General features: G+C 73.4%; 17 protein-coding genes. 8 read left to right on the plus strand and 9 right to left on the minus strand.

All coding sequences use genetic code 11. The features are described 5' to 3' along the window. Positions 1-28 precede the first annotated feature (28 nt). Entirely contained in the window at positions 29-1,129 is a 1,101-nt protein-coding gene (locus ACFY7E_RS21480; RefSeq protein WP_389487103.1) for an adenosine deaminase, read from the plus strand. Positions 1,130-1,228: 99 nt separating this feature from the next. Here the strand turns inward: ACFY7E_RS21480 and ACFY7E_RS21485 are convergent, their stop codons facing one another. Then, on the minus strand, positions 1,229-2,095 hold the full coding sequence (locus ACFY7E_RS21485) for a D-alanyl-D-alanine carboxypeptidase family protein (RefSeq protein WP_389487330.1): 867 nt from the start codon (positions 2,093-2,095) through the stop codon (positions 1,229-1,231). A 182-nt stretch (positions 2,096-2,277) separates the two neighbouring features. Continuing rightward, positions 2,278-3,018 carry a class I SAM-dependent methyltransferase gene (locus ACFY7E_RS21490; protein WP_389487105.1) on the minus strand — a complete coding sequence of 247 codons (741 nt, stop codon included), beginning with the start codon at positions 3,016-3,018 and terminating at the stop codon, positions 2,278-2,280. A 234-nt stretch (positions 3,019-3,252) separates the two neighbouring features. Here ACFY7E_RS21490 and ACFY7E_RS21495 point away from each other — a divergent pair, with 234 nt between their 5' ends. After that, a complete protein-coding gene (locus ACFY7E_RS21495; protein ID WP_389487107.1) occupies positions 3,253-3,522 on the plus strand; it encodes a hypothetical protein in 270 nt (89 codons plus the stop codon). Here the strand turns inward: ACFY7E_RS21495 and ACFY7E_RS21500 are convergent. Genes ACFY7E_RS21500 through ACFY7E_RS21515 form a run of 4 tightly spaced genes read right to left on the minus strand, consistent with a single transcriptional unit; the run spans position 3,512 to position 8,721 of the window. Further along, the gene (locus ACFY7E_RS21500) at positions 3,512-4,513 is read right to left on the minus strand and encodes an LD-carboxypeptidase (RefSeq protein WP_389487109.1); all 1,002 of its coding nucleotides are present in this window, start codon (positions 4,511-4,513) and stop codon (positions 3,512-3,514) included. The two genes, ACFY7E_RS21495 and ACFY7E_RS21500, sit on opposite strands and share 11 nt — an antisense overlap. Beyond that, positions 4,510-6,507, minus strand: a complete 1,998-nt coding sequence (locus tag ACFY7E_RS21505; protein WP_389487111.1) for an LpqB family beta-propeller domain-containing protein — start codon at positions 6,505-6,507, stop codon at positions 4,510-4,512. The genes ACFY7E_RS21500 and ACFY7E_RS21505 overlap by 4 nt, the downstream gene beginning before the upstream one ends. Positions 6,508-6,560: 53 nt before the next feature. Beyond that, entirely contained in the window at positions 6,561-7,895 is a 1,335-nt protein-coding gene (locus tag ACFY7E_RS21510) for a M20/M25/M40 family metallo-hydrolase (RefSeq protein WP_389487113.1), read from the minus strand. Beyond that, a complete protein-coding gene (locus ACFY7E_RS21515; protein WP_389487115.1) occupies positions 7,888-8,721 on the minus strand; it encodes a M55 family metallopeptidase in 834 nt (277 codons plus the stop codon). Before ACFY7E_RS21515 ends, ACFY7E_RS21510 begins: the two co-directional genes overlap by 8 nt. A gap of 181 nt (positions 8,722-8,902) precedes the next feature. Here ACFY7E_RS21515 and ACFY7E_RS21520 point away from each other — a divergent pair, with 181 nt between their 5' ends. Then, positions 8,903-10,063, plus strand: coding sequence for a hypothetical protein (locus ACFY7E_RS21520; protein WP_389487117.1), 1,161 nt, complete (start codon positions 8,903-8,905; stop codon positions 10,061-10,063). A gap of 30 nt (positions 10,064-10,093) precedes the next feature. On the opposite strand, the gene ACFY7E_RS21525 is transcribed toward ACFY7E_RS21520, so the two are convergent. Further along, positions 10,094-12,631 (minus strand): MFS transporter, encoded by a 2,538-nt coding sequence (locus ACFY7E_RS21525; RefSeq protein WP_389487119.1) that lies wholly within the window; start codon positions 12,629-12,631, stop codon positions 10,094-10,096. Positions 12,632-12,831: 200 nt separating this feature from the next. Continuing rightward, complete coding sequence (locus tag ACFY7E_RS21530) at positions 12,832-13,305, minus strand: SRPBCC family protein (protein ID WP_389487121.1); 474 nt, start codon at positions 13,303-13,305, stop codon at positions 12,832-12,834. A gap of 147 nt (positions 13,306-13,452) precedes the next feature. Here ACFY7E_RS21530 and ACFY7E_RS21535 point away from each other — a divergent pair, with 147 nt between their 5' ends. Both ACFY7E_RS21535 and ACFY7E_RS21540 read left to right on the plus strand, forming a co-directional pair. Further along, entirely contained in the window at positions 13,453-14,493 is a 1,041-nt protein-coding gene (locus tag ACFY7E_RS21535; RefSeq protein WP_389487123.1) for an Rv2578c family radical SAM protein, read from the plus strand. A gap of 189 nt (positions 14,494-14,682) precedes the next feature. Further along, the gene (locus ACFY7E_RS21540; RefSeq protein WP_389487125.1) at positions 14,683-16,311 is read left to right on the plus strand and encodes an alpha/beta hydrolase; all 1,629 of its coding nucleotides are present in this window, start codon (positions 14,683-14,685) and stop codon (positions 16,309-16,311) included. A gap of 80 nt (positions 16,312-16,391) precedes the next feature. Here ACFY7E_RS21540 and ACFY7E_RS21545 read toward each other — a convergent pair whose 3' ends face one another. Continuing rightward, positions 16,392-17,030, minus strand: a complete 639-nt coding sequence (locus tag ACFY7E_RS21545; protein ID WP_389487127.1) for a HEAT repeat domain-containing protein — start codon at positions 17,028-17,030, stop codon at positions 16,392-16,394. Between the two features lie 329 nt (positions 17,031-17,359). On the opposite strand from ACFY7E_RS21545, the gene ACFY7E_RS21550 reads away from it, so the two are divergent. The 3 genes from ACFY7E_RS21550 (at position 17,360) to ccrA (ending at position 21,875) form a co-directional block, all read left to right on the plus strand. After that, positions 17,360-19,141, plus strand: a complete 1,782-nt coding sequence (locus tag ACFY7E_RS21550) for a 3-hydroxyacyl-CoA dehydrogenase family protein (protein ID WP_389487129.1) — start codon at positions 17,360-17,362, stop codon at positions 19,139-19,141. Positions 19,142-19,256: 115 nt separating this feature from the next. Continuing rightward, positions 19,257-20,108, plus strand: a complete 852-nt coding sequence (locus tag ACFY7E_RS21555; protein ID WP_389487131.1) for a TetR family transcriptional regulator — start codon at positions 19,257-19,259, stop codon at positions 20,106-20,108. A gap of 429 nt (positions 20,109-20,537) precedes the next feature. Continuing rightward, positions 20,538-21,875 carry a crotonyl-CoA carboxylase/reductase gene (ccrA, locus tag ACFY7E_RS21560; RefSeq protein WP_383443376.1) on the plus strand — a complete coding sequence of 446 codons (1,338 nt, stop codon included), beginning with the start codon at positions 20,538-20,540 and terminating at the stop codon, positions 21,873-21,875. Positions 21,876-21,884: the final 9 nt, after the last annotated feature.

Raw genomic sequence — 21,884 nt, forward strand, 5'->3', positions numbered from 1 at the left:
CGCTCTCCGTGGCGTACACTTCCCCGCCATGCACTTGTCTGACAACCTCACCGCGTCCGTCGCCGCCTCCGTCGCCCCCTCCGTCTCCGACTGGATCCGGCGGGCCCCCAAGGCCGTCCTCCACGACCACCTCGACGGCGGGCTGCGTCCCGCGACCATCGTCGAGCTGGCGCGGGAGTGCGGATACACCGCGCTGCCGACCGAGGACCCGGCCGAGCTCGCGGTCTGGTTCCGGGACGCCGCCGACTCCGGCTCGCTGGAGCGGTACCTGGAGACCTTCGCCCACACCTGCGCGGTGATGCAGACCCGCGGGGCGCTGGTGCGCATCGCGGCCGAGTGCGCCGAGGACCTGGCGGCGGACGGCGTGGTCTACGCCGAGGTCCGCTACGCGCCCGAGCAGCACCTGGAGGGCGGCCTCACCCTCGACGAGGTCGTCGAGGCGGTCAACGACGGCTTCCGCGAGGGCGAGCGCCGTTCCGGCGGCCGCATCACCGTCCGTACCCTGCTCACCGGCATGCGCCACACGGACCGCTCCCTGGAGATCGCGCGGCTCACGGTCGCGCACCGGGACAACGGCGTGGCGGGCTTCGACATCGCGGGCGGCGAGATCGGCAACCCGCCGGCCCGCCACCTCCCCGCCTTCCAGCACCTGAAGCGGGAGAACTGCCACTTCACCATCCACGCGGGCGAGGCCGTCGGCGCGGAGTCGATCCACGAGGCCGTGCAGGTCTGCGGCACCGAGCGGATCGGCCACGGCGTGCGGATCACGGACGACATAGCCGAGGACGGCACGCTGGGCCGGCTCGCCTCGTACGTCCGGGACAACCGGATCGCCCTGGAGGTCTGCCCGACCTCCAACCTTCAGACGGGCGCGGCGAAGGACTACGCCACGCACCCGATCGACGAGCTGCGCCGCCTGGGCTTCCGGATCACGCTCAACACGGACAACCGCCTGGTCTCCGGCACCACCATGAGCGAGGAGTTCCAGCACATGGCGGACGCCTTCGGCTACGGCCCGGAGGTCTTCGAGGAGTTCACGGTCGCCGCCCTGGAGGCCGCGTTCCTGCCGCTGCCGGAGCGGCGGCGGCTGATCGACGAGATCGTGCGCCCGGGGTACGCGGCGCTCTGAGACGTGCCCGGAGGGGCGGGGGGGGGGGGGGGGGGGGGGGGGCCCCCGCCCCCCCCCCCCCCCCCCTCCGGTCTTCCCGGAACTACTTCGCGGACCGGGTCACTTCGCGAAGCCGTAGTCCAGCAGCTTCTTGACGTCGGCCGCGCGGGTCGTCTCGGACGAGGAGGCGAGGACCGTGCCGATGACCGTCTTGCCGTTGCGGGTGGCCGCGAAGACGAGGCAGTACTTGGCCTGCGGGCCCGAACCGGTCTTCACGCCGATCGCGCCGCTGTACGTGCTCAGGAGCTTGTTGGTGTTGGTCCACGTCATGTACCGGTAGCCACCGGTCCTCGTGGTCACCTTCTGCTTCGTGGTCTTCGTCGCGACGACGGTGCGGAACGCGGAGTTCTTCATCGCGCTGCTCGCGAGCTTGGTCAGGTCGCGCGGGGTCGAGTAGTTCTGCCCGTTGCTTATGCCGTCGAACGAGTCGAAGTGGGTGTTCTTCAGGCCGAGGTTCTTGGCCTCGGTGTTCATCTTGCCGATGAACGACTTGACCCGGGCCGCGCGGGTGGTGCCGGTGCCGAACTTGTCGGCGAGGGCGTAGGCGGCGTCGCAGCCCGACGGCAGCATGAGGCCGTAGAGGAGCTGACGGACGGTCACCTTGTCGCCGACGATGAGCCGGGCCGAGGAGGCGTTCTTGGAGACGATGTAGTCGCTGTAGGCCTTGTCGATCGTGACCTTGGCGTCGAGGTTGAGGCCCTTCTGGGCGAGCACCACCTTCGCGGTCATGATCTTCGTGGTGGAGCCGGTCGACCGGCGGGTGTCCGCGGTCTTCCCGTACAGCGCCGCGCCCGTCCCGTTGTTCATGACGAAGCCGCCCAGGGCGGTGATCGCGGGGGCGGCCGGCGCGGCGTGCGCCTGACCGGCGAAGAGGCCGCCGGCCAGGACGGCCGAGGCCGTGAACGCGACGGTCACGGCGCTGCGCACCCCGAGTGTGGGAGTCTTCAAAGTCTTCTGCCCTTGGATCGATGCCTTCCGGGTCCGCACGGACCCGGCGCACGCAAGACGCGCGAGAGGGCCCGGGGGATGTACGTCCGGGGCCGTGATCTTCCTCGCATTCCGGCGTCGCCCCCACGGGTCGGGGGGGGGCGGCGCCGGAGCGGTCGGGGTCAGGCGCGGCAGCGCAGCATCGTCAGCGGCGGGTTGGCGTCGTGGTCGGCCCAGAACTCCTCGCTGTACTCGCGCACTCCGGCCTCGGAGATCTCCAGGGGCACCCAGGTGATCCCGTCGAACCCGGCCGCCCGCAGGCTCTTCTCCAGGACCTCGCGGCCGGGCGGGTTCGCCTCGAACGAGATCGGCGGGTCGAGGAGTGCGGTGAGCCTCTCGCGCGGCCCGATCTCGGTCTCCTCGCCGAGCGATTCGCACAGGAAGCCGTACTTGGCCAGGGACGGCCCGCCGAAGCGGAAGTCCGGGTTCTGGGTGAAGACGAAGAACTCGGCCCCCTCCACGACGCTGCGGTGGATGTTCCGGCACATGCGCTCGATGGTGGCGACGCTGTCGGCGTAGTTGAAGAGCTGGACCGCGACCGCGATGTCGAAGGGCTCGTCGAAGGCGCGCAGTTCCGCGACGTCACCCACCTCGTAGCGGGCGCCCAGCGGTGCGGCGTCCTCCAGGGCGCGGGCCGCGTCGACCATCGCGCCGGAGATGTCGACGCCGAGGACGTCGGAGGCGCCGCGGCGCATGAACTCCCGGCTGTAGAAGCCGGTTCCGGAGGCCAGGTCGAGGACCGACCGGCCCTTCACGTCCCCGACGAGGGCGAGGAACGCGGGCACCTCCCCGTAGCGCGCGAGGGGGAGGCCCTTGAACCCCTCGAACGCCTCGCCTATCCCGTCGTACAACTGACCGCTCATCGTGCCGTTCCCCTCGTCGTGGCGTCGGCCTTCTGGCAGACCGCGGCCCCTGACGGGAAGTCTCTCCCCGGCCGTCCGGGGGGCCGTACTGGCGGAAGCCACGAAGATGGCGGGGTCGTCTCGTAGACCGATCCGCCGGAACCCGGCGGGCCCGCCGCCCGGTCGCCCGGCCCGGGAAGCGGGACCGGGGCGGTCGTCGGCGGCGGGCGTCAAGGCCGGCAGTCAAGGATCACCGTGGAGGGGCGGCAGGTGTTCCGGGAGGACGACGGCGACACCGTCCACGCGTTCACCGCCACCGACGGCGTGACCCGCCACATCCTCGGGCACGACAAGGGGAGGACCGTCCGGATCGCCTACGGTCCGCGAAATCCCGCGTACGCCGTCGTCTGCCCTCCGACGGGTACCGGGGTGCTGATGGTCGTCGTGTCGCTGGTCTCCGCCGCCGTCGCGGGGCTCATGGACTACTGGACGTACCAGCTCGTACTCCCCGCCTTCACGGACTGACCCCCGGGGCCGGCGTCCGCGGCCGTGGTCCTCGACGCAGGGCCGGTACGTCGAGGGTGAGCGTCCCCGCGTCCGCGTCGAGCACCGCCGGCACACCGAGCGGCACGGTGAGCGCGGTCGGACCGTGCCCGAAGCCCAGCTCCTCCACGACCGGCACCCCGAGGCCGCCGAGCCGGTCGGCGAGCACCGCCCGCACCTCCTCGTACGGGCCGCACTCCGCCCAGGAGCCGAGCGCGATGCCCGCGACCCCGTCGAGCCAGCCGGACCGCAGGAGTTGGGTGAGGATCCGGTCGAGGCGGTACGGCTCCTCCCCCACGTCCTCCAGGACGAGCAGCCCGCCGCGCGCCGAGGGCCGGGCGTGCGGGGTGCCGAGGTCGGCGGCGAGGAGGCTGACACAGCCGCCGAGGGTCACGCCCCGGGCGCGGCCCGGCACCAGCGCCCGCGCCGTCTCCAGGCCCAGGGTCCGCACCGACTCGGGCTCGAACAGGGTGGCCCGCAGCGACTCCCGCGTGCGCGGGTCCGACAGGAAGGTGCCCGCCGCGGTCATCGGCCCGTGCAGGGTGGCGAAGCCCGCGCGGACGGCGAAGGCCTCGTGCAGGGCGGTGACGTCGCTGTAGCCGACGAAGACCTTGGGCCCGGCCGCCCGGACGGCCGCCCAGTCGACGAGGTCCACCATGCGCTGGGCCCCGTACCCGCCGCGCGCGCAGATCACGGCGGAGACCGAGGGGTCGCACCACGCCCCGGTCAGGTCCCGGGCCCGCGCCCGGTCCGCGCCCGCGAGGTGGCCGAGGGCGGGGTGGACGTCCAGGACGTGCGGGGCGACCACCGGCTCCAGGTCCCAGCCGCGCAGCACGTCGAGCCCCGCCCGCAGCCGCTCCCCGGACACGGGTCCGCTGGGGGCGACGACCGCGACCCGCGCCCCGGGCCGGAGCCGGGCGGGCCGCTCCAGAGGAGCGGCGGCGAGCGGCTCCCGCGCCGCGCGGCCGGTCACGTGCGGTACTCCAGGGCCGGGACGTCCGTACGGTCGAAGCCGAACACCTCCGCGTACAGGGACAGTTCGGCCTCCAGGGCGCGGACCAGGGTGGCGGCCCCGCGGAAGCCGTGGCCCTCCCCCTCGAAGGCGAGGTAGGCGTGCGGGACGCCCCGGCCGGCCGTGCGGGAGAGGAAGCGCTCGGCCTGCGCGGGCGGGCAGATGACGTCGTCCAGGCCCTGGAGCAGCAGGAAGGGGGCCGTGATCCGGTCGACGTGCTCGACGGGCGAGCGCTCCTCGTACCGGCCCGGGACCCGGTCGAGGGGGCCGACCAGTCCGTGGAGGTACTGGGACTCCAGGTCGTGGGTCTCGCCGGTGGCCCAGCTCCGCAGGTCGAGGACGGGGTAGGCGATCGTGCCGCAGGCGTACACGTCCGTGTCGGTGAGGGAGGCGGCGGCCGTCCGGCCGCCGGCGCTGCCGCCGCACACGGCGAGCCGCGCCGGGTCGGCCGTGCCCTCGGCGGCGAGCGCCGTCGCGACGGCCGCGCAGTCCTCGACGTCGACGACGCCCCACCGTTCGCGCAGCCGCTCCCGGTACTCCCGGCCGTAGCCGGTCGAGCCGCCGTAGTCGACCTCGGCGACGCCGATGCCCCGCGAGGTGAAGTAGGCGATCTCCAGGTCGAGGACGAGCGGGGCGTGCCCGGTGGGCCCGCCGTGGGCCCGGATCACGTAGGGGGGCCGTTCCCCCTCGGGGCCGGTGATGCCGGGATGGCGGGGCGGGTACACCTGGGCGTGGATCTCCCGGCCGCCGGGCCCGGTGAAGGTGCGGACGCGGGGCTCGGGGTAGTACGCGGGGTCGACGGCGTCGGTGTGCGCGGCGCCGACCACCCGGGCGCGGCCGGTGCGGGTGTCGAGCTCGACGACCTCGTAGGAGCTGCGCGGTCCGGCGGCGACGCCGACCACCCGGGTGCCGTGGACGGCGAGGGAGGGGGCCCACTCGGTCCAGGGGCCGACGGCGTCGACGAGGTCGCCGCGCTCGGGGTCGAGGATGCCGAGGGAGGTGGTGCCGACGCCGTGGACGACGGCGACGAGTCCGTTCTCCAGGGGCGCGAACCAGGTGAGCCCGATCTTCCAGAGCGGGCCGCCGAACTCCTCGGGGCAGGGGCGGAGCGGGACCGGTTCGGACAGGGCGCCGTCGTCGCCGACCGCGGCCCGGTAGAGGTTCCACCAGCCGGTGCGGTCGCTGACGAGGAGCAGCCGGCCCGCCGCGTCCCAGTCGACCTGCGGGATCGACTCGGCCGGTCCGCCGGCGACGGTCCTGGCGTCCCGGAGGGTGCCGTCGGGGGCGACCTCGGCGAGCAGGACCTCGGTGCCGTCCCACGGCATCCGGGGGTGGTCCCAGCCGATCCAGGCCGCCCGGGTCCCGTCCGGGGAGAGCCGGGGCCCGGTCACGAACCGGTGCCGCTCGCCGGTGAGTTCGCGCACCGCCGTGCGGTCCCCGGCGGCCGAGCCGTCGAGCGGCACGGCGGCGGGCACCCGGCGCACGTCGGTCGGCGCGGGCCCGGTGAACTCCTCCAGGACGCACCACACCTCGCCCCGGTCCGGGTGGACCACCGGGTCGACCCAGCGCAGACCGCCGCCGACGGCGGAGACGGGGGTGAGCGGCCGGGGCTCCGCGCCGGGCCCGGCGTCGGGCTCGTACGCGTACAGCCGCTGGTCGGGGAAGTGGCAGAACACCACGACCGGTCCGTCCCCGGGGCGGTCGGCCGCCGCCCAGGGCCGTCCGCCGTACTCGACGACCCGGCTGCGGACGTTCCACGGGGCGGGCAGCACGGTCTCCTCCGTGCCGTCGGCGCGCCGCCGCACGAGGGTCCTGCGGCCGTCCTCGGCGGGCCGGGGCGCAATCCACCACAGCTCGTCGCCGACGGCGCCGGGATACTCGGGCCGTCCGTCGTGCGCGGCGGCGAGCGCCGCGTCGACGGGCGAGGGCCAGCTGCCGTGGGCGGCCGTGCGCATGATCTCCGCTCCCCCTGTCACAGGTTCGTTCCCCCTCCGTGTTCCTACGTGCCCTAGGCGGTCTTCAGATAGTGGTCGAGCACCCGTACCCCGAAGTGGAGGGCGTCCACGGGGACGCGCTCGTCGACGCCGTGGAAGAGCGCCGCGTAGTCGAGGCCCGGGGGCAGCTTCAACGGCGAGAAGCCGTAGCCGGTGATGCCGAGCCGGGAGAACTGCTTGGCGTCGGTGCCGCCGGACATGGTGAACGGCACGACGTGCCCGTCCGGGTCGAAGCGCTCGACGGCGGCCCGCAGTCCGGCGAAGGTCGGGGAGTCGACGGGGGCCTCCAGGGGCACCTCGCGGTGGTGGAACTCCCACTCCACGTCGGGTCCGGTGAGCCGGTCCATCGTCTCGGCGAACTCCTCCTCGCCGCCCGGCAGCGTCCGCCCGTCCACGTACGCGACGGCGGTGCCCGGGATGACGTTGACCTTGTAACCGGCCTCCAGCATGGTCGGGTTGGCGCTGTTGCGGACGGTCGGCGCGACGAGGGCGGCGGCGGGGCCGAGCTTGTCGAGGAGGAGGTCCGTGTCGAAGTCGGGGGCGTGGGTGTCGACCTCGATCCCGTACAGCGCGGCCAGTTCGGTGAGGGCGGCGCGGACGGTGGTGGTGAGCCGGACCGGCCAGGTGTGGGCGCCGATCCGGGCGACGGCGGCGGCGAGGCGGGTGACGGCGTTGGCCGTGTTCACCTTGGAGCCGTGGCCGGCGCGGCCGTGGGCGGTGAGCCTGAGCCAGGCGGTGCCCCGCTCCCCCGCCGCGATCGGGTAGAGGGTGGTGCCGGGCTCCGGGTGGAAGCTGAACGCCCCGGACTCGCTGATGCCCTCCGTACAGCCCTCGAAGAGCGCCGCGTGGCGGTCGGCTAGGAAGCCGGAGCCGTCGGCGGCGCTGTCCTCCTCGTCGGCGGTGTAGGCGAGGACGACGTCCCGGCGCGGCCGGACGCCCTGCCGGGCCCAGGAGCGGACGACGGCCAGGACCATCGCGTCCATGTTCTTCATGTCGACGGCGCCGCGCCCCCACACGAGCCCGTCCCGGACCTCTCCGGAGAAAGGGTGGACGGTCCACTCGGCGGGGTCGGCGGGCACCACGTCGAGGTGGCCGTGGACGAGGAGCGCGGGGGCCGCGGGGTCGGTGCCGGGGATGCGCGCCACGACGTTGGTGCGGCCGGTCGTGCGCTCCAGGAGGGTGGGCTCGATCCCGGTGGCGGCGAGCCGCTCGGCGACGTACTCGGCGGCGGGGCGCTCGCGGCAGTCGCCGCCGCCCCGGTTGGTGGTGTCGATGCGGATGAGCTCGGAGGTGAAGGTGACCACCTCGTCGAGCGCCGTCGCGTCCGGTTCCCGGACCTCCTCAGCCATACTGCTCCTCCACCGCGGCGGAGACGATGGTCGTGACCGCCTTGAACGTACGGATTGCCTCGTACATGGTCCCGCTCGTGTAGGCGACGCGCCGCTCCCCGCTGCGCGCCACGCCGGGAACCACCGTGGCGGCGGCGCCCAGGTGCTCGGCGTCGAACTCGACCTCCACGGTGAAGGGCCCGCCCCGGACCGGCTCGTGCCGCACGGCGAGGGCGGCGGCGGCCTCCGCCGCGGCGCGGATGTCGGCGGCGGTCCTGGCCGGGGGGCGGCACACCGCCGCGTACCGCGAGACGTGGTCCTTGACGGCGACCTTCAGCGCCTCGGGGGCGTAGCCGAGGGCGTCCTCGCAGGTCAGGTCGTCGCCGGTGACGAGGACGACGGGGACGCCGTACTCCGCCACCACCCGGGCGTTGAGCAGGCCCTCGCTCGCCCGCTCGCCGTTGAGCCGGACGCCGGTGATGGAGTTGGCGAGATAGGTGTGGGCGAGGACCCCCTCGGCGCCCGCGCCCGTGTGGTAGCCGACGAAGGCGACGCCGTCGACGTCGCCGTGCTGGACGCCCTCGACCATGGAGAGGGACTTGTGCCGGCCGGTGAGCATCTCGGCCCGCTCGTCGAGCCGCTCCAGGAGCAGGTTCCGCATGCTCCAGTGCGCCTCGTTGATCAGGACCTCGTCGGCGCCGCCGTCGAAGAAGCCGAGCACCGCCGCGTTCACGTCGGACGTGAACATCGAGCGGCACCGCTCCCACTCGGGCGTGCCGGGCAGCACGTCGGCGGGCCAGGTCACGCCCGTCGCGCCCTCCATGTCGGCGCTGATGAGGATCTTCATGCCTGGCACCGTACGCGCCACCCGGCAGGCGTACCACCCCTGTGGAAAACCACCGTTGCCATGGAGCAACGGCATGGACCGGACGACGGACCGACCAGGTCTCGAAACGGACGAAACATCGCCAAGAGGCCTGTATAGGCTGTCGGTCGCAGTTGTCGTACCCGACCTTCGGAGAACCCCGGTGACCATCGCCTTCACCCCGTCCGAAACCGCGTCCGCCGAAGGGGCCGCCGGGCCCGTGATGGCGGAGGAGCCCGAGTTCTGGGAGCCCCCGGCCCCGGAGCCCCGGGACGAGCACGACGCACAGCACACCGGGGACCGGGAGGAGGAGGATCAGGACCCCGGAGAGGTCGATCCCGTCGTCGTACGCGACGCGCGCGACTTCGGTGTCTACGCCCGTACCGGCGGCTGGGCCTTCGCGCTCAAGGTGGCGCGGAGCGTGCGGCCCGGCGGGCAGGCCGCCGAGGGGACGGCCCGGGCGAAGGTCTCCGCGAAGGCCTTCGCGGAGCTCGCGGGGTGCTCGCCCGAGCGGGTCATGCGCCACTACAGGGCCTGGGACATGGCGGCCGACGACGGCCTGGTCCCGCAGTTCGAGGTCCTCGTCCCCGGCGAGGACGTCGAGCTGCCCGACGCGGACGTCTGGATCTCGTACTACTCCTCCCGCAACGGCGCGGCCTCGGTGCGCGGGCAGGCGATCAGCGCGGCGGCCGAGGCCGAGGGGATCCGGCCGACGAAGGCCCTGGAGGTCGCGGAGAACCCGACGGCGCTGCGGGCGGCGATCCTCGCCGACCCCGGGACGGCGGAGGCGGCGCGCGGCGCGCTGCTCGACCGGATGAAGGAGGACCCGGCCCTCCAGACGGAGATGGCCCGCGCGTTCGTGCGCACCGACGACCTGAAGAAGGCGGTGGCGAGCGAGTCCAAGGCGGCCGACCGCATCGGGTACGTGCGCCAGATCGTGGAGAAGGGGCAGATCAGGACGCCCGCCGGGCAGACCGTGGAGGCGCCGCCCGAGCTGCGGGCCGAGGCCGAGCGGCACCTGTCGCTCCTCGACGAGCTGGACGACTCGGAGGAGACCGGCGAGTGGGCCGGCGAGGCGTACGACACGGTCAAGGGGCTCGTCGCCAAGGCCGTCGAGGAGGACCCCGCGCTGCGGGTCCAGGAGCGGCGGACGAAGTTCTACAGCAGCCTGCAGAAGGCGACGAAGGTCTTCGAGGAGCTGACGCTGGACGAGGTCCTGGAGGAGGAGGTCTTCGAGGACGACATGCTCCAGCGCCTCGAAGCCCTCCAGGAGGCGATCGGCTCCTGCATCAGCGCGCTGCGCAGGGCGTCGACCACCTCCTGAACCTCTCCCGGGGGTCCCCGGGAGGGGGCCTCAGTCCTGGTGGCCGAGCTGGAGGTCGCGCTCGGTGCGGCCCCCGCCGGCCACCTGGAGGACGGTCGCGACGGGCGGGTACCCGGCGGCGATGACCGTGTACTCGCCGGAGGACAGGTCGATGAAGCGGAAGGTCCCGTCGGCCCCGGTGGTGAGGGTGTCGACGACGTTCCCCGCCGCGTCGAGCAGGGTGACCCGGGCTTCCTCGACGGGGCGCCCGCCGCCCGCCCGCACCGTCCCGCGCAGCACGGCCCCGCCGGCGAGCTCGATGTCCTGGCGGGTCTCGCGGGAGGCCTGGACGCTCACCGGGAGCGCGGCGGGCCGGAAGGCGGGGGCGCTGGCGGCGAGCGTGTACTCGCCCGCGACCAGTTCGGTGATGACGTACCCGCCCTCGCGTCCGCTGCGGGTGGAGGCGACGACCTCGCCGCGCACGTCGGTGAGGGTGACGGCCGCGTCCCGCACGGGCGTGCCGTCGGCGGTGACGACGCTGCCCGCGAGCCGCCCGGCGCCGCCGAGGACGACGTCGAGCTCCACCGGACGGTCCCCGACGGTGACGGAGACGGCCTGCGGCTGGTGCCCGCCGGCCGCCGCGATCAGGACGTAGGCGCCCCCGCCGGGCACGCTCAGCGCGTACCGGCCGTCCTCGCCGCTCGCGCCGCGGCCGATCTGCCGCCCCTGGACGTCGATGAGGGTGAGGGCGGCCCGGGGGACGCGGCTGCCGTCGTGGTGCTGGACCGTGCCGCAGACGGGGAGTCCGGAGTGCGGGGCTCCCCGGTCCGACGGGGCGGCGGAGTACGGGGGAACGGCGGGGGCGGGCTCGGGGGCGGTGTGCCGGGCCTGCGGGACCGCCCGGGTGCCGGGGTCGGCGGCCTCGGTGGTGGGGGTGTGGTGGGACACCAGCGGTTTCTCCTTGAGGAAGAAGGCGAGGACGAGGCCGAGCACGAGGACCGGCACGAGGTAGAGGAAGATGCGCGGCATCGCGTCCGCGTACGCCTGCACGTACGCGTCGCGCAGGGCGGGCGGCAGGGTGTGCACCGTCTGCGGGGTGATCGACTCGGCCGGGAGCGGGGTGGCGGAGCCGTCCCGCGGCAGGACGCCGGCGAGCCGGTCGCCGAGGGCGTCGTCGAGCCGGGAGGCGAAGAGGGTGCCGAAGACCGCGGCGCCGACGCTGCCGCCGATCTGGCGGAAGTAGGTGTGGGCGCTGGTGGCGGTGCCGAGGTCGGCGGGGCGCACGGAGTTCTGCACGGCGAGCACGAGGACCGGCATGACCAGGCCGATGCCGGTGCCGAGGACGGCCTGCCAGAGGCTGTACTGGAGGCGCGGGGTGTCGGTGTCCATGTGGGAGAGCAGCCACATGCCGAGGACGGAGAGGGCCCCGCCGGCCACCGGGTAGGCCTTGTAGCGGCCGGTGCGGCTGATGAGCCGGCCCGAGACGACGGAGGCGACGACGATGCCGCCCATGAGCGGCAGCATCAGGAGGCCGGACTCGGTGGCGGTGGCGCCCTCGACCATCTGGAGGAAGCTGGGCAGGTAGCCGGCGGCGCCGAAGAGCGCGATGCCGACGACGGCGCCGACGAGGGCGGTGACGGTGAAGACGGAGTCGCGGAAGAGCCGGAGCGGGATGAGGGGTTCGGGCGCGAAGTGCTCGACGACCAGGAAGAGCAGGATGGTTCCCGCGGCGCCGCAGGCGAGGGCGAGGACGACCCGGGAGCCCCAGGCGTACTCGGTGCCGCCCCAACTGGTCAGCAGGACCAGGCAGGTGGAGGCGGCGGCGAGGAGCAGGGCGCCGAGGACGTCGAAGCGCGCGCGTGCGGCGGGCTTGGGGAGCTTGAGGACGGTGGCGACGACGGCGAGGGTGACGAGCCCGAACGGCACGTTGAAGTAGAAGCACCAGCGCCAGGAGACGTGGTCGGTGAAGAAGCCGCCGAGCAGCGGTCCGGCGACGGAGGCGAGGCCGAAGGCGGCGCCGATCATGCCCATGTACCGGCCGCGTTCGCGGGGCGGGACGATGTCGGCGATGATCGCCTGGACGCCGATCATGAGGCCGCCCGCCCCGATGCCCTGGACCGCGCGGAAGGCGATGAGCTGGTCCATCGTCCGGGACCAGCCGGCGAGGCCGGAGCCGATGACGAAGACGACGATGGCGAAGAGGAAGACGCCCTTGCGGCCGAGGAGGTCGCCGAGCTTGCCGTAGACCGGCAGGCCGATGGTGGAGGTCAGCAGGTAGGCGGTGATCGCCCAGGACATCCGGTCCAGGCCCTGGAGTTCGCCGACGATCTTCGGCAGGGCGGTGGCGACGATCATCTGCTCCAGGGCGGCGAGGAGCAGCGCGAGCATGAGGCCGAAGAAGACGAGCCGGACGCGGCGGGGGTCGAGGGCGGCCGGTCCGGCGCCGGGCGACGAGGGGGGTTCGTGGGACGGGGCGAACGGCTCCGCACCTCCGGCACCGCCGACGCCCACGGCATTCTCGGTGTTCTTCACCACGGTGACCGCACCCACGTGTCTGCTCCCCTCGTCACGGCGTCTGCGCCACGCCATTCTTCGCATCGGGCGCGAAGGGGGAGCAAGTCGGGCGGTACGGGGGGTCAGGGGCGTTCCGGGCGGTGAACGACCCTGGTGGACGGCGCACTTGGGGCGCTTATCAGCGCGTTTACGAGCGGGCCCGCGCCCCCGGCGCGCGCGGGCGCGGTCACGGGAGGCGCGGGCGATCCACTCGAATCGGTGAACGCCCCCGTGCGTTACTTCTCGACCTCGGACTCCTCGATCTCGGTCTTCTCGACCTCGGCCGCCAGCCTGGCGAGGACGAGGTCGTAGATCCGGCCGAGCCCCTTGGGCGCGAAGGTCTTCTCGAAGAAGCCGCCGATGCCGCCGGCGCCGTTCCAGACCGTGGTGACGACCGCGCGGGACCTGCCCTCGCCGGCGGGGGTGACGGTCCAGGTGGTGACCATGGAGGAGTTGCGGTCCTTCTCGACGAGCTGCCCGTCGGTGGGCTCGCCCACCTCCAGGAGGCAGTCGCGGACGCGCTTGCTGGTGGCCTGGAGCTTCCAGTGGACGAGGGTGCCCTCGCCGTCGCCGCCCTCGCGCACCTCGTACTCGCTGAACTGCTCGGGGAGCAGCTTCGCGCGGGTGCCGCTGTAGTCGGCGAGGGCGTCGAACACCGTCTCGGCGTCCGCGGCGATGATCCGTTCCGTCGTGGCCTCGACCTGCGCCATTGACTTCCTCCAGCTCGTGGTTCCTCGGGGTTGCGGGCCAAGCGAACCACGTGCGCTCCGGGGCGCGAAATCCGGGTTGAGGCGATCAAGGGAACAAGTGTTCTATTCTGAGCGAACGGCCGGATCCGAGTGATCGAGGAGGCGTTCATGCACCGGGACGACCCGGACGAAACCCCTGCGAACCCCTCCGTTCCCGCCGACCTCTCCCTGTTCGGTACGGACGCGGTCACCACCCGGACCTTCGACTCCCCCGAGCTCCGGGGCGTCACCTTCCACGAGGTGCGGGCCCGGTCGGTCCTGGACCGGGTCCCCGGCGCCTCCCGGATGCCGTTCGAGTGGACGGTCAACCCCTACCGGGGCTGCACGCACGCGTGCGTGTACTGCTTCGCCCGCAGGTCCCACGCCCACCTCGGTCTCGACACCGGCCCCGACTTCGACTCCCGGATCGTCGTCAAGGTCAACGCCCCGGAACTGCTCGCCCGCCAGCTCGCCTCGCCCCGCTGGCAGGGCGCGCACATCGCCGTGGGCACCAACGTCGACTGCTACCAGCGGGCGGAGGGGCGGTACGGCCTGATGCCGGGGATCCTCACCGCCCTGCGCGACCGCGCCAACCCCTTCTCGATCCTCACCAAGGGCACCCTGATCCTGCGCGACCTGGAGCTGCTGACCCAGGCTGCCCGGGTCACCGAGGTCGGCGCCTCCGTCTCCGTCGGCTTCACCGACCGGGAGCTGTGGCGCACGGTCGAGCCCGGCGCCCCCTCCCCGCAGAGCCGCCTCGACGTCGTCCGCGCGCTCGTCCGGAACGGCGTCGACTGCGGGGTCCTGATGGCCCCCGTGGTGCCCTTCCTGAGCGACCGGCCCGAGCAGCTGCGCGCGACGGTCCGGGCGGTGGCCGAGGCCGGGGCGAGTTCGGTCACCCCGCTCGTCCTGCACCTGCGGCCGGGCGCCCGCGAGTGGTTCGCGGAGTGGCTGGGGCGCCACCACCCGGACCTGGTGCGGCGGTACGGGCGGTTGTACGCGGACGGAGCCTACGCGCCGACCTGGTACCAGCGTCGGATCACCCGTCAGGTGCACGAGTTCGCGGCCGAGTTCGGCATGGGGCCCGCCGGGCACGGCGGGACGCGCCGGATCGCCGTACCGGAGGAGGCGGACGCCTCGGACGGGCCGGAGCGGCTCACCTTCCTCTGAGAACTTCCTTCGAGGACTTTCCCCGAGGACTTCGTCCGAGAACCGGGAATCGGGAATCGGGAATCAGGGCCCCGGCGGCCGGGCGGATCATCGGACCGGCCCGTCTGACACGCCGTCCGGTCCCCTCCTTTCGGGTCAACTCCGGGCGGAACGGGTCCCGCCGGGGCCCGTTCGAGGCACAAAGGCCCTATGACCCCACGCGCAGGAATGCTGATCGCCGCTGGAGCTCTGGTGGCCGGGACGGTCACCGCGCTGCCCGCCGCGACCGCGGACGCCGCCGACCCGGCCCCCCGCCCGCTCCCCCGGCTCGCCTGGACCGACTGCGCCACCCAGGCGTACCCGAGGCTCCAGTGCGCCACCCTGGAGGTGCCGCTCGACCACGACGACCCGGGCGGGCGGCGGATCACGCTCGCCCTGACCCGGGTCCCGCACACCGCGGAGACCTTCCAGGGGCCGCTGCTCGTGAACCCGGGCGGGCCCGGCGGCAGCGGGCGCGGCATGGCGGGGTACGTGGCGGCGTCGCTGCCCCCGGCGGTGGCCGCCCAGTACGACGTGATCGGCTTCGACCCGCGCGGGGTCGGGAAGAGCGAACCCGCGCTCGACTGCCTGCCCGGCCACTTCGACCCGGTCCGCCCCGACTCGGTGCCGCGCGGCTCCCGGGCCGAGCGGACGGGGATCGAGCGGGCGCGGGCCTTCGCGCGGGCCTGCGGCGAGAAGTACGCCGACGTGCTGCCGTACATCGACACCGTGAGCGCGGCGAAGGACCTGGACGCGATCCGGGACGCGCTCGGCGCGCCGAGGCTCAACTACCTCGGCTACTCGTACGGCACCTATCTGGGCGCCGTGTACGCGCGGCTCTTCCCCGACCGGGTGCGGCGCATGGCGCTCGACTCCGTCGTCAACCCGCACGGGGTCTGGTACGAGAGCAACGTCGCCCAGAACTCCGCCTTCGACGCGCGCCACAAGGACTTCATGGCGTGGGTGGCCCGGTACGACGCCACGTACCGACTCGGCACCGACCCGGCGGCGGTCGAGGCCGCCTGGTACCGGATGCGCGACGCGGTGCGCGCGGAGCCGGCCGGCGGGAGGGTCGGGCCGGGCGAGCTGGAGGACACCTTCCTGCCCGGCGGGTACTACGACGGCTACTGGCCCAGGCTCGCGAGCGCCTTCTCCGCGTACGTCGACGAGGGGGACTCCGGGCCGCTGGTCGAGGCGTACGAGCGGTACGGGGAGGCCGACGCGGCCGCCGACAACGGCTACTCGGTCTACGCGGCCGTGCAGTGCCGGGACGCGGCCTGGCCGCGCGACTGGAACGTCTGGCGCAAGGACGCGTGGAAGACGCACACCAAGGCGCCGTTCTCCACCTGGAACAACACCTGGTACAACGCGCCGTGCGCGTTCTGGCCGGTGGATTCCCTGGCCCCGACGGACGTCCGCAACGACCGGCTGCCGCCGGTCCTCGTCCTCCAGGCGACGGACGACGCGGCGACGCCGTACGAGGGCGCGGTGGCCGCGCACCGGCTGCTGCGCCGCTCCAGCCTGGTCGTGGAGGAGGGCGGCGGCAACCACGGCGTGACGCTCGCCGGGAACGACTGCCTCGACGAGCACCTGGCCGCCTACCTGGCCACGGGGAAGGTCCCGCGCGGCGAGGACGGCGCCGAGGCGGACGCGGTCTGCGCCGCGCTCCCGGAGCCGGAGCCCGAGCCCGTCGTCACGAACGGGTCGAAGCCCCCGGAGAAGAGCGGCACGCGCGCGGGGGCCGGGCGGGCGGTACCGGCCGGCACCACCCTGCACGGCCTCCTCGGGCACGTGCGCTGAACGGCCGTACGCGCCGGATGGCCGTACGCGCCGGACGACCTGACACGTCGAACGGCCGTACGCGCCGAACTCCCCTTCCCTCAGGCGCGTTCGGCCGCGTGCTCCGGGCCGAGCAGGCCCAGTGAGCGCGCGGCCGCCGCGCCGAGGCGCGGGTGCGGCAGGGCGGCCTCCAGGGCGGGGCGGGCCCGGGGGTCGCCGAGGGCGCCGAGGCCCTCGACGCACGCGAGGCCGACCCGCCAGTGGGGGTCGTCGGCCGGGAGGCGCCGTTCGAGGACGGTGATCAGGGCCGGTACGGACTCGGGGGCGCGCAGTTCGGCGAGCAGCCGGACCGGCAGCAGGGCGTAGGCGGCCCGGAGTTCGTTGGTGGCGAGGGCGGCGGCCGCGCGGGCGGTACGGGGGTCGCCGAGCCGGGCCAGGGCGTGGGCGGCGGTGACGCAGCGCTCGGGGTCGCGGTGGTTGAGGAGGAGGACGAGGGCCTCGAAGGCGCGCCGGTCGCCGGCGACGCCGAGGGCGTAGGCGGCGACCTCGCGGGCCCAGAGCGGCTGTCCGGGCGCGGCGAGGAGGCGGTGCAGTTCCTCGGGGTCGCCGGGCAGCTCCCCGGGGTCGCCGGTCTCCACGAGCCGGCCGAATGCCGCCGGGACTTTCCCGGTGCCCTTTTCGATCTCGTCGCGCAATCGATCGATCATCGAGCAGAATTCCGGATCCTCGGCGTATTCCATGAATCCGAGCCTATCCGCGACCCAGATCACATTTTCCCAACTTCCCGGGACTGGCGCGCTCGTTACCCGCCGGTTAGTCTCGGGTGAGCGGGTCAACCCCCGCTTCTCACAACGGCCTGGTGACGCAGCCGTGGTGAGCGTACGTCGGTTCGGCAGTTTCGACGCGGCTCCGGGACAGAGCCCGTCTCCCCTTTCTCCACCGGGCGCCGCCCCTTTCCGCGGGCTCCTTCCCGTGTGTTTCCCGCGATTCGCCCCGCGCTCGCGCAATTCGGCGGCACCACCCGCACGCACTGCCCTCAGTCGTCACTCTTCCTCTCTGGAGTCCCCTGATGGACACCCCTCTCTCCACCATCGCCGTCGTCGGTCTCGGCACCATGGGCGCGGGCATCGCCGACGTCCTCGCCCGGGCCGGCCGCGAGGTCATCGGCATCGACGTCAGCGACACCGCCGCCGCCCGGGCCGTCGCCGCCCTGGAGGCCTCCACAGCCCGCGCCGTGGCCCGCGAGCGGATCACCGAGGAGGAGCGGCAGGACGTCCTGGCCCGCTTCCGCACCTTCTCCGACCTCCAGGCGGCCGCCGGGGCCGACCTGGTGATCGAGGTCGTGCCGGAGTCGTACGAGGCGAAGCAGGAGGTCTTCCGGGCCCTGGACGGCATCGTCCGGCCCGACGCGATCCTGGCCACCGGCACCAACGCGCTCTCCGTCACCCGGCTCGCGGCCGACTCGGCCCACCCCGAGCGGGTCCTCGGCCTGCACTTCTTCACCCCGGTCCAGGCCATGAAGCTGGTCGAGGTGGTCTCCTCGGTGCTGACCGACCCGCGGGCCGTCGACGCCGTCACCCGGCTCGCCCAGGACCTCGGCAAGGAGCCGGTGGCGGTCGGGGACCGGGCCGGCTTCATCGCGGACGGGCTGCTCTTCGGCTACCTGAACCAGGCCGCCGCCATGTACGAGGCCAAGTACGCCTCCCGCGAGGACATCGACGCGGCGATGAAGCTGGGCTGCGGCCTGCCGATGGGCCCGCTCGCGCTGCTCGACCTGATCGGCGTGGACACGGCCCGTACGGTCCTGGAGGCCATGTACGCCTCCTCGCACGACCGGCTGCACGCCCCGGCCCCGATCCTCAAGCAGCTCAGCGAGGCGGGCCTGACCGGCCGCAAGGCGGGCCGCGGCTTCTACACGTACGCGGCGCCGGGTTCCGACGAGGTGGTGCGCGACGCGCTGACCCCGCTGACCTCGGCGGAGGGCGGCGGCGGGCGCGAGGTCCGCTCGGTCGGCGTCGCCGGCTCGGGCACCATGGCCTCCGGCATCGCGGAGGTCTTCGCCAAGGCCGGGTACGAGGTCGTGCTCGCCGCCCGCTCCCAGGAGAAGGCGGACGCCGCCAAGGCCCGGATCGCCAAGTCCCTGGAGCGCTCGGTGTCCCGGGGCCGGATGACGGCCGAGGCCCGCGACACCGTGCTCGCCCTGATCACCCCGGCCGGCACGCTCGACGCCTTCGCCGAGGTCGACCTGGCGGTCGAGGCGGTCGCGGAGGACCTGGCGGTCAAGCAGGACCTGTTCGCGCGGCTCGACAAGATCTGCAGGCCGGGCGCGGTGCTCGCCACCACGACCTCCTCGCTGCCGGTCGTGGCCTGCGCCCGCGCCACCACGCGCCCGCAGGACGTCATCGGGATGCACTTCTTCAACCCGGCGCCCGCGATGAAGCTGGTGGAGATCGTCCGCACGGTCCTGACCGGCGACGACGTCCACGCCACCGTCCGCGAGGTCACCGCGAAGATCCGCAAGCATCCGGTGGACTGCGGCGACCGGGCCGGCTTCATCGTGAACGCGCTGCTCTTCCCGTACCTGAACAACGCGGTCAAGATGGTCCAGGAGCACTACGCGACCCTGGACGACATCGACGCGGCCATGAAGCTGGGCGGCGGCTACCCGATGGGCCCGTTCGAACTGCTCGACGTGGTCGGCCTGGACGTCTCGCTCGCGATCGAGCAGGTCCTGCACCGCGAGTTCCGCGACCCCGGCCTGGCCCCCGCCCCGCTCCTGGAGCACCTGGTGGCGGCCGGCTGCCTCGGCCGCAAGACGGGTCGCGGCTTCCGCGAATATGCCCGACGCTGAGCCCCGCACCCCCGGTTGGGGCGGGCTCCTGAGCCCCTCGGGCACCCCCGGTGCCCCGGGGGGCTCCCCGCCCCCACCTGGGCACACTTCCCCTCCGATGCAGTACGTTCGGACCATGTCCAAGGCCGCGAAGTCACCCCGTGCCACCTCCCCGTCCGACGCTCCGGAGAGCGCGGCGGGCACCCGTGCCGCCGCCCAGCGGCTCAAGATGCGCCGGGAGCTCGCCACCGCCGCGATGGAACTCTTCGCGACCAAGGGGTACGAGGCCACCACGGTGGACGAGATCGCGGCCACGGCCGGGGTCGCGCGGCGGACCTTCTTCCGGCACTTCCGGTCCAAGGAAGAGGCGATCTTCCCCGACCACGACGACACCCTGGTGCGGGCGGAGGCGGTGCTGAACGCCGCGCCGCCGCACGAGCACCCGCTCGACACGGTGTGCCGGGGCATCAAGGAGGTCATGAAGATGTACGCGGGGTCCCCCGCGGTCTCCGTGGAGCGCTACCGGCTCACCCGCGAGGTGCCGACCCTGCGGGAGCGGGAGATCGCCTCGGTGGCCCGCTACGAGCGCCTCTTCACCCGCTACCTCCTCGGGCACTTCGACGAGCGCGACCACCACGACGGCAACGACGACCCGCTGCTCGCCGAGGTGGCCGCCTCCGCGGTCGTCACCGCCCACAACCACGTGCTGCGCCGCTGGCTGCGGGCGGGCGGGCGGGGCGACGTGGAGGCCCAGCTCGACCACGCCTTCGCGATCGTCCGGGAGACCTTCGGATCGGGCATAGGCGCCGGCCGCCCGGCCCCGTCCGCCGCCTCCCCCGCCCCCTCCTCCGCCTCGGAGACGCGGGAGGAGAGCGCCCCCGCCGTCCGGGCCTCCACCACCGGCGACGTGGTGGTCGCCGTGGCGCGCACCGACGCGCCCCTCGACGAGGTCATGCGGACCATCCAGAAGGCGCTCGGCACCGCCTGAGGCCTCTCCACCCCCTCCGAGCGCTTCCTCGCCGCGTGGGCCGTCCCCGGGATCCGGGAACGGCCCACGCGGCGTTTGCCCAGGTCGGAGCAGTTTGAGGGGCCGATTCGATCGATCATCGCTCATGTGTGACCGGCAGATTGCATCTGAGTGAAATTGTTGGCACCCAGTGCCTTGTCAGGTGACACGGCGTGCCATACGTTGATGGTGTCCGGGCGGCCGGCGCGCAGAGACCAACCTCGTGCGCCGGCTGTCCCCACAAGCCGACGGCTCGTGCGCCCGGACGCCTGCGTCACAGGCAATCCCGCGCCCGACCGGCGCCGCGCCACCGCACCACCCAGCCGAACCGACGGCACACCTCCACAGCAGCACCTCACCGCCGTAACCCTCAGGCGTCCTCCCCCGGACGCTCACCGCCGGAGGCAACCCGTGAAGGAAATCCTGGACGCGATCCAGTCCCCGGACTCCACGTCCGCCGACTTCGCGAACATCAAGCTCCCCGAGTCGTACCGCGCCGTCACCGTCCACAAGGACGAGGCGGAGATGTTCACCGGACTCGCCAGCCGCGACAAGGACCCGCGCAAGTCGCTCCACCTCGACCAGGTCCCGCTGCCCGAGCTCGGCCCGGGCGAGGCGCTCGTCGCCGTCATGGCCTCCTCGGTCAACTACAACTCGGTCTGGACCTCGATCTTCGAGCCGGTCTCGACCTTCGGCTTCCTGGAGCGCTACGGGCGCCTCTCCGAGCTCACCAAGCGCCACGACCTGCCGTACCACGTCATCGGCTCCGACCTCGCGGGCGTCGTCCTGCGCACCGGTCCGGGCGTCAACTCCTGGAAGCCCGGCGACGAGGTCGTCGCGCACTGCCTCTCGGTCGAGCTGGAGTCCTCGGACGGCCACAACGACACGATGCTCGACCCCGAGCAGCGCATCTGGGGCTTCGAGACCAACTTCGGCGGCCTGGCGGAGATCGCCCTCGTCAAGTCCAACCAGCTGATGCCGAAGCCGGACCACCTGAGCTGGGAGGAGGCGGCGGCCCCGGGCCTCGTCAACTCCACCGCCTACCGCCAGCTGGTCTCCCGCAACGGCGCCGGCATGAAGCAGGGCGACAACGTCCTCATCTGGGGCGCCAGCGGCGGCCTCGGCTCGTACGCCACGCAGTTCGCCCTGGCCGGCGGCGCCAACCCGATCTGCGTCGTCTCCTCCCCCGAGAAGGCCGACATCTGCCGGTCCATGGGCGCCGAGGCGGTCATCGACCGCAACGCCGAGGGCTACAAGTTCTGGAAGGACGAGAACACCCAGGACCCGAAGGAGTGGAAGCGCTTCGGCAAGCGCATCCGCGAGCTCACCGGCGGCGAGGACATCGACATCGTCTTCGAGCACCCGGGCCGCGAGACCTTCGGCGCCTCCGTGTACGTCACCCGCAAGGGCGGCACCATCACCACCTGCGCCTCCACCTCCGGCTACATGCACCAGTACGACAACCGCTACCTGTGGATGTCGCTCAAGCGGATCATCGGCTCGCACTTCGCGAACTACCGCGAGGCGTGGGAGGCCAACCGCCTGATCGCCAAGGGCAAGATCCACCCGACCCTGTCGAAGGTCTACTCCCTGGAGGAGACCGGCCAGGCCGCCTACGACGTCCACCGCAACCTCCACCAGGGCAAGGTCGGCGTCCTCGCCCTCTCGCCCGAGGAGGGCCTGGGCGTGCGCGACCCGGAGCTGCGGGCCCGGCACATCGACGCCATCAACCGCTTCCGCAACATCTGACACCCGGGA

Source organism: Streptomyces sp. NPDC012825 (assembly GCF_042900925.1).
Classification (GTDB): Bacteria; Actinomycetota; Actinomycetes; order Streptomycetales; family Streptomycetaceae; genus Streptomyces.

Bases quoted from the DNA above. Each gene is read 5' to 3' on its own strand.
- ACFY7E_RS21510 (WP_389487113.1), bottom strand. From the start codon at position 7,895: ATGGCTGAGGAGGTCCGGGAACCGGACGCGACGGCGCTCGACGAGGTG.
- ACFY7E_RS21480 (WP_389487103.1), top strand. From the start codon at position 29: ATGCACTTGTCTGACAACCTCACCGCGTCCGTCGCCGCCTCCGTCGCC.
- ACFY7E_RS21550 (WP_389487129.1), top strand. From the start codon at position 17,360: ATGGACACCCCTCTCTCCACCATCGCCGTCGTCGGTCTCGGCACCATG.
- ACFY7E_RS21515 (WP_389487115.1), bottom strand. From the start codon at position 8,721: ATGAAGATCCTCATCAGCGCCGACATGGAGGGCGCGACGGGCGTGACC.
- ACFY7E_RS21505 (WP_389487111.1), bottom strand. From the start codon at position 6,507: ATGCGCACGGCCGCCCACGGCAGCTGGCCCTCGCCCGTCGACGCGGCG.
- ACFY7E_RS21530 (WP_389487121.1), bottom strand. From the start codon at position 13,305: ATGGCGCAGGTCGAGGCCACGACGGAACGGATCATCGCCGCGGACGCC.
- ACFY7E_RS21555 (WP_389487131.1), top strand. From the start codon at position 19,257: ATGTCCAAGGCCGCGAAGTCACCCCGTGCCACCTCCCCGTCCGACGCT.
- ACFY7E_RS21540 (WP_389487125.1), top strand. From the start codon at position 14,683: ATGACCCCACGCGCAGGAATGCTGATCGCCGCTGGAGCTCTGGTGGCC.
- ACFY7E_RS21545 (WP_389487127.1), bottom strand. From the start codon at position 17,030: ATGGAATACGCCGAGGATCCGGAATTCTGCTCGATGATCGATCGATTG.
- ACFY7E_RS21535 (WP_389487123.1), top strand. From the start codon at position 13,453: ATGCACCGGGACGACCCGGACGAAACCCCTGCGAACCCCTCCGTTCCC.
- ACFY7E_RS21490 (WP_389487105.1), bottom strand. From the start codon at position 3,018: ATGAGCGGTCAGTTGTACGACGGGATAGGCGAGGCGTTCGAGGGGTTC.
- ACFY7E_RS21525 (WP_389487119.1), bottom strand. From the start codon at position 12,631: ATGGCGTGGCGCAGACGCCGTGACGAGGGGAGCAGACACGTGGGTGCG.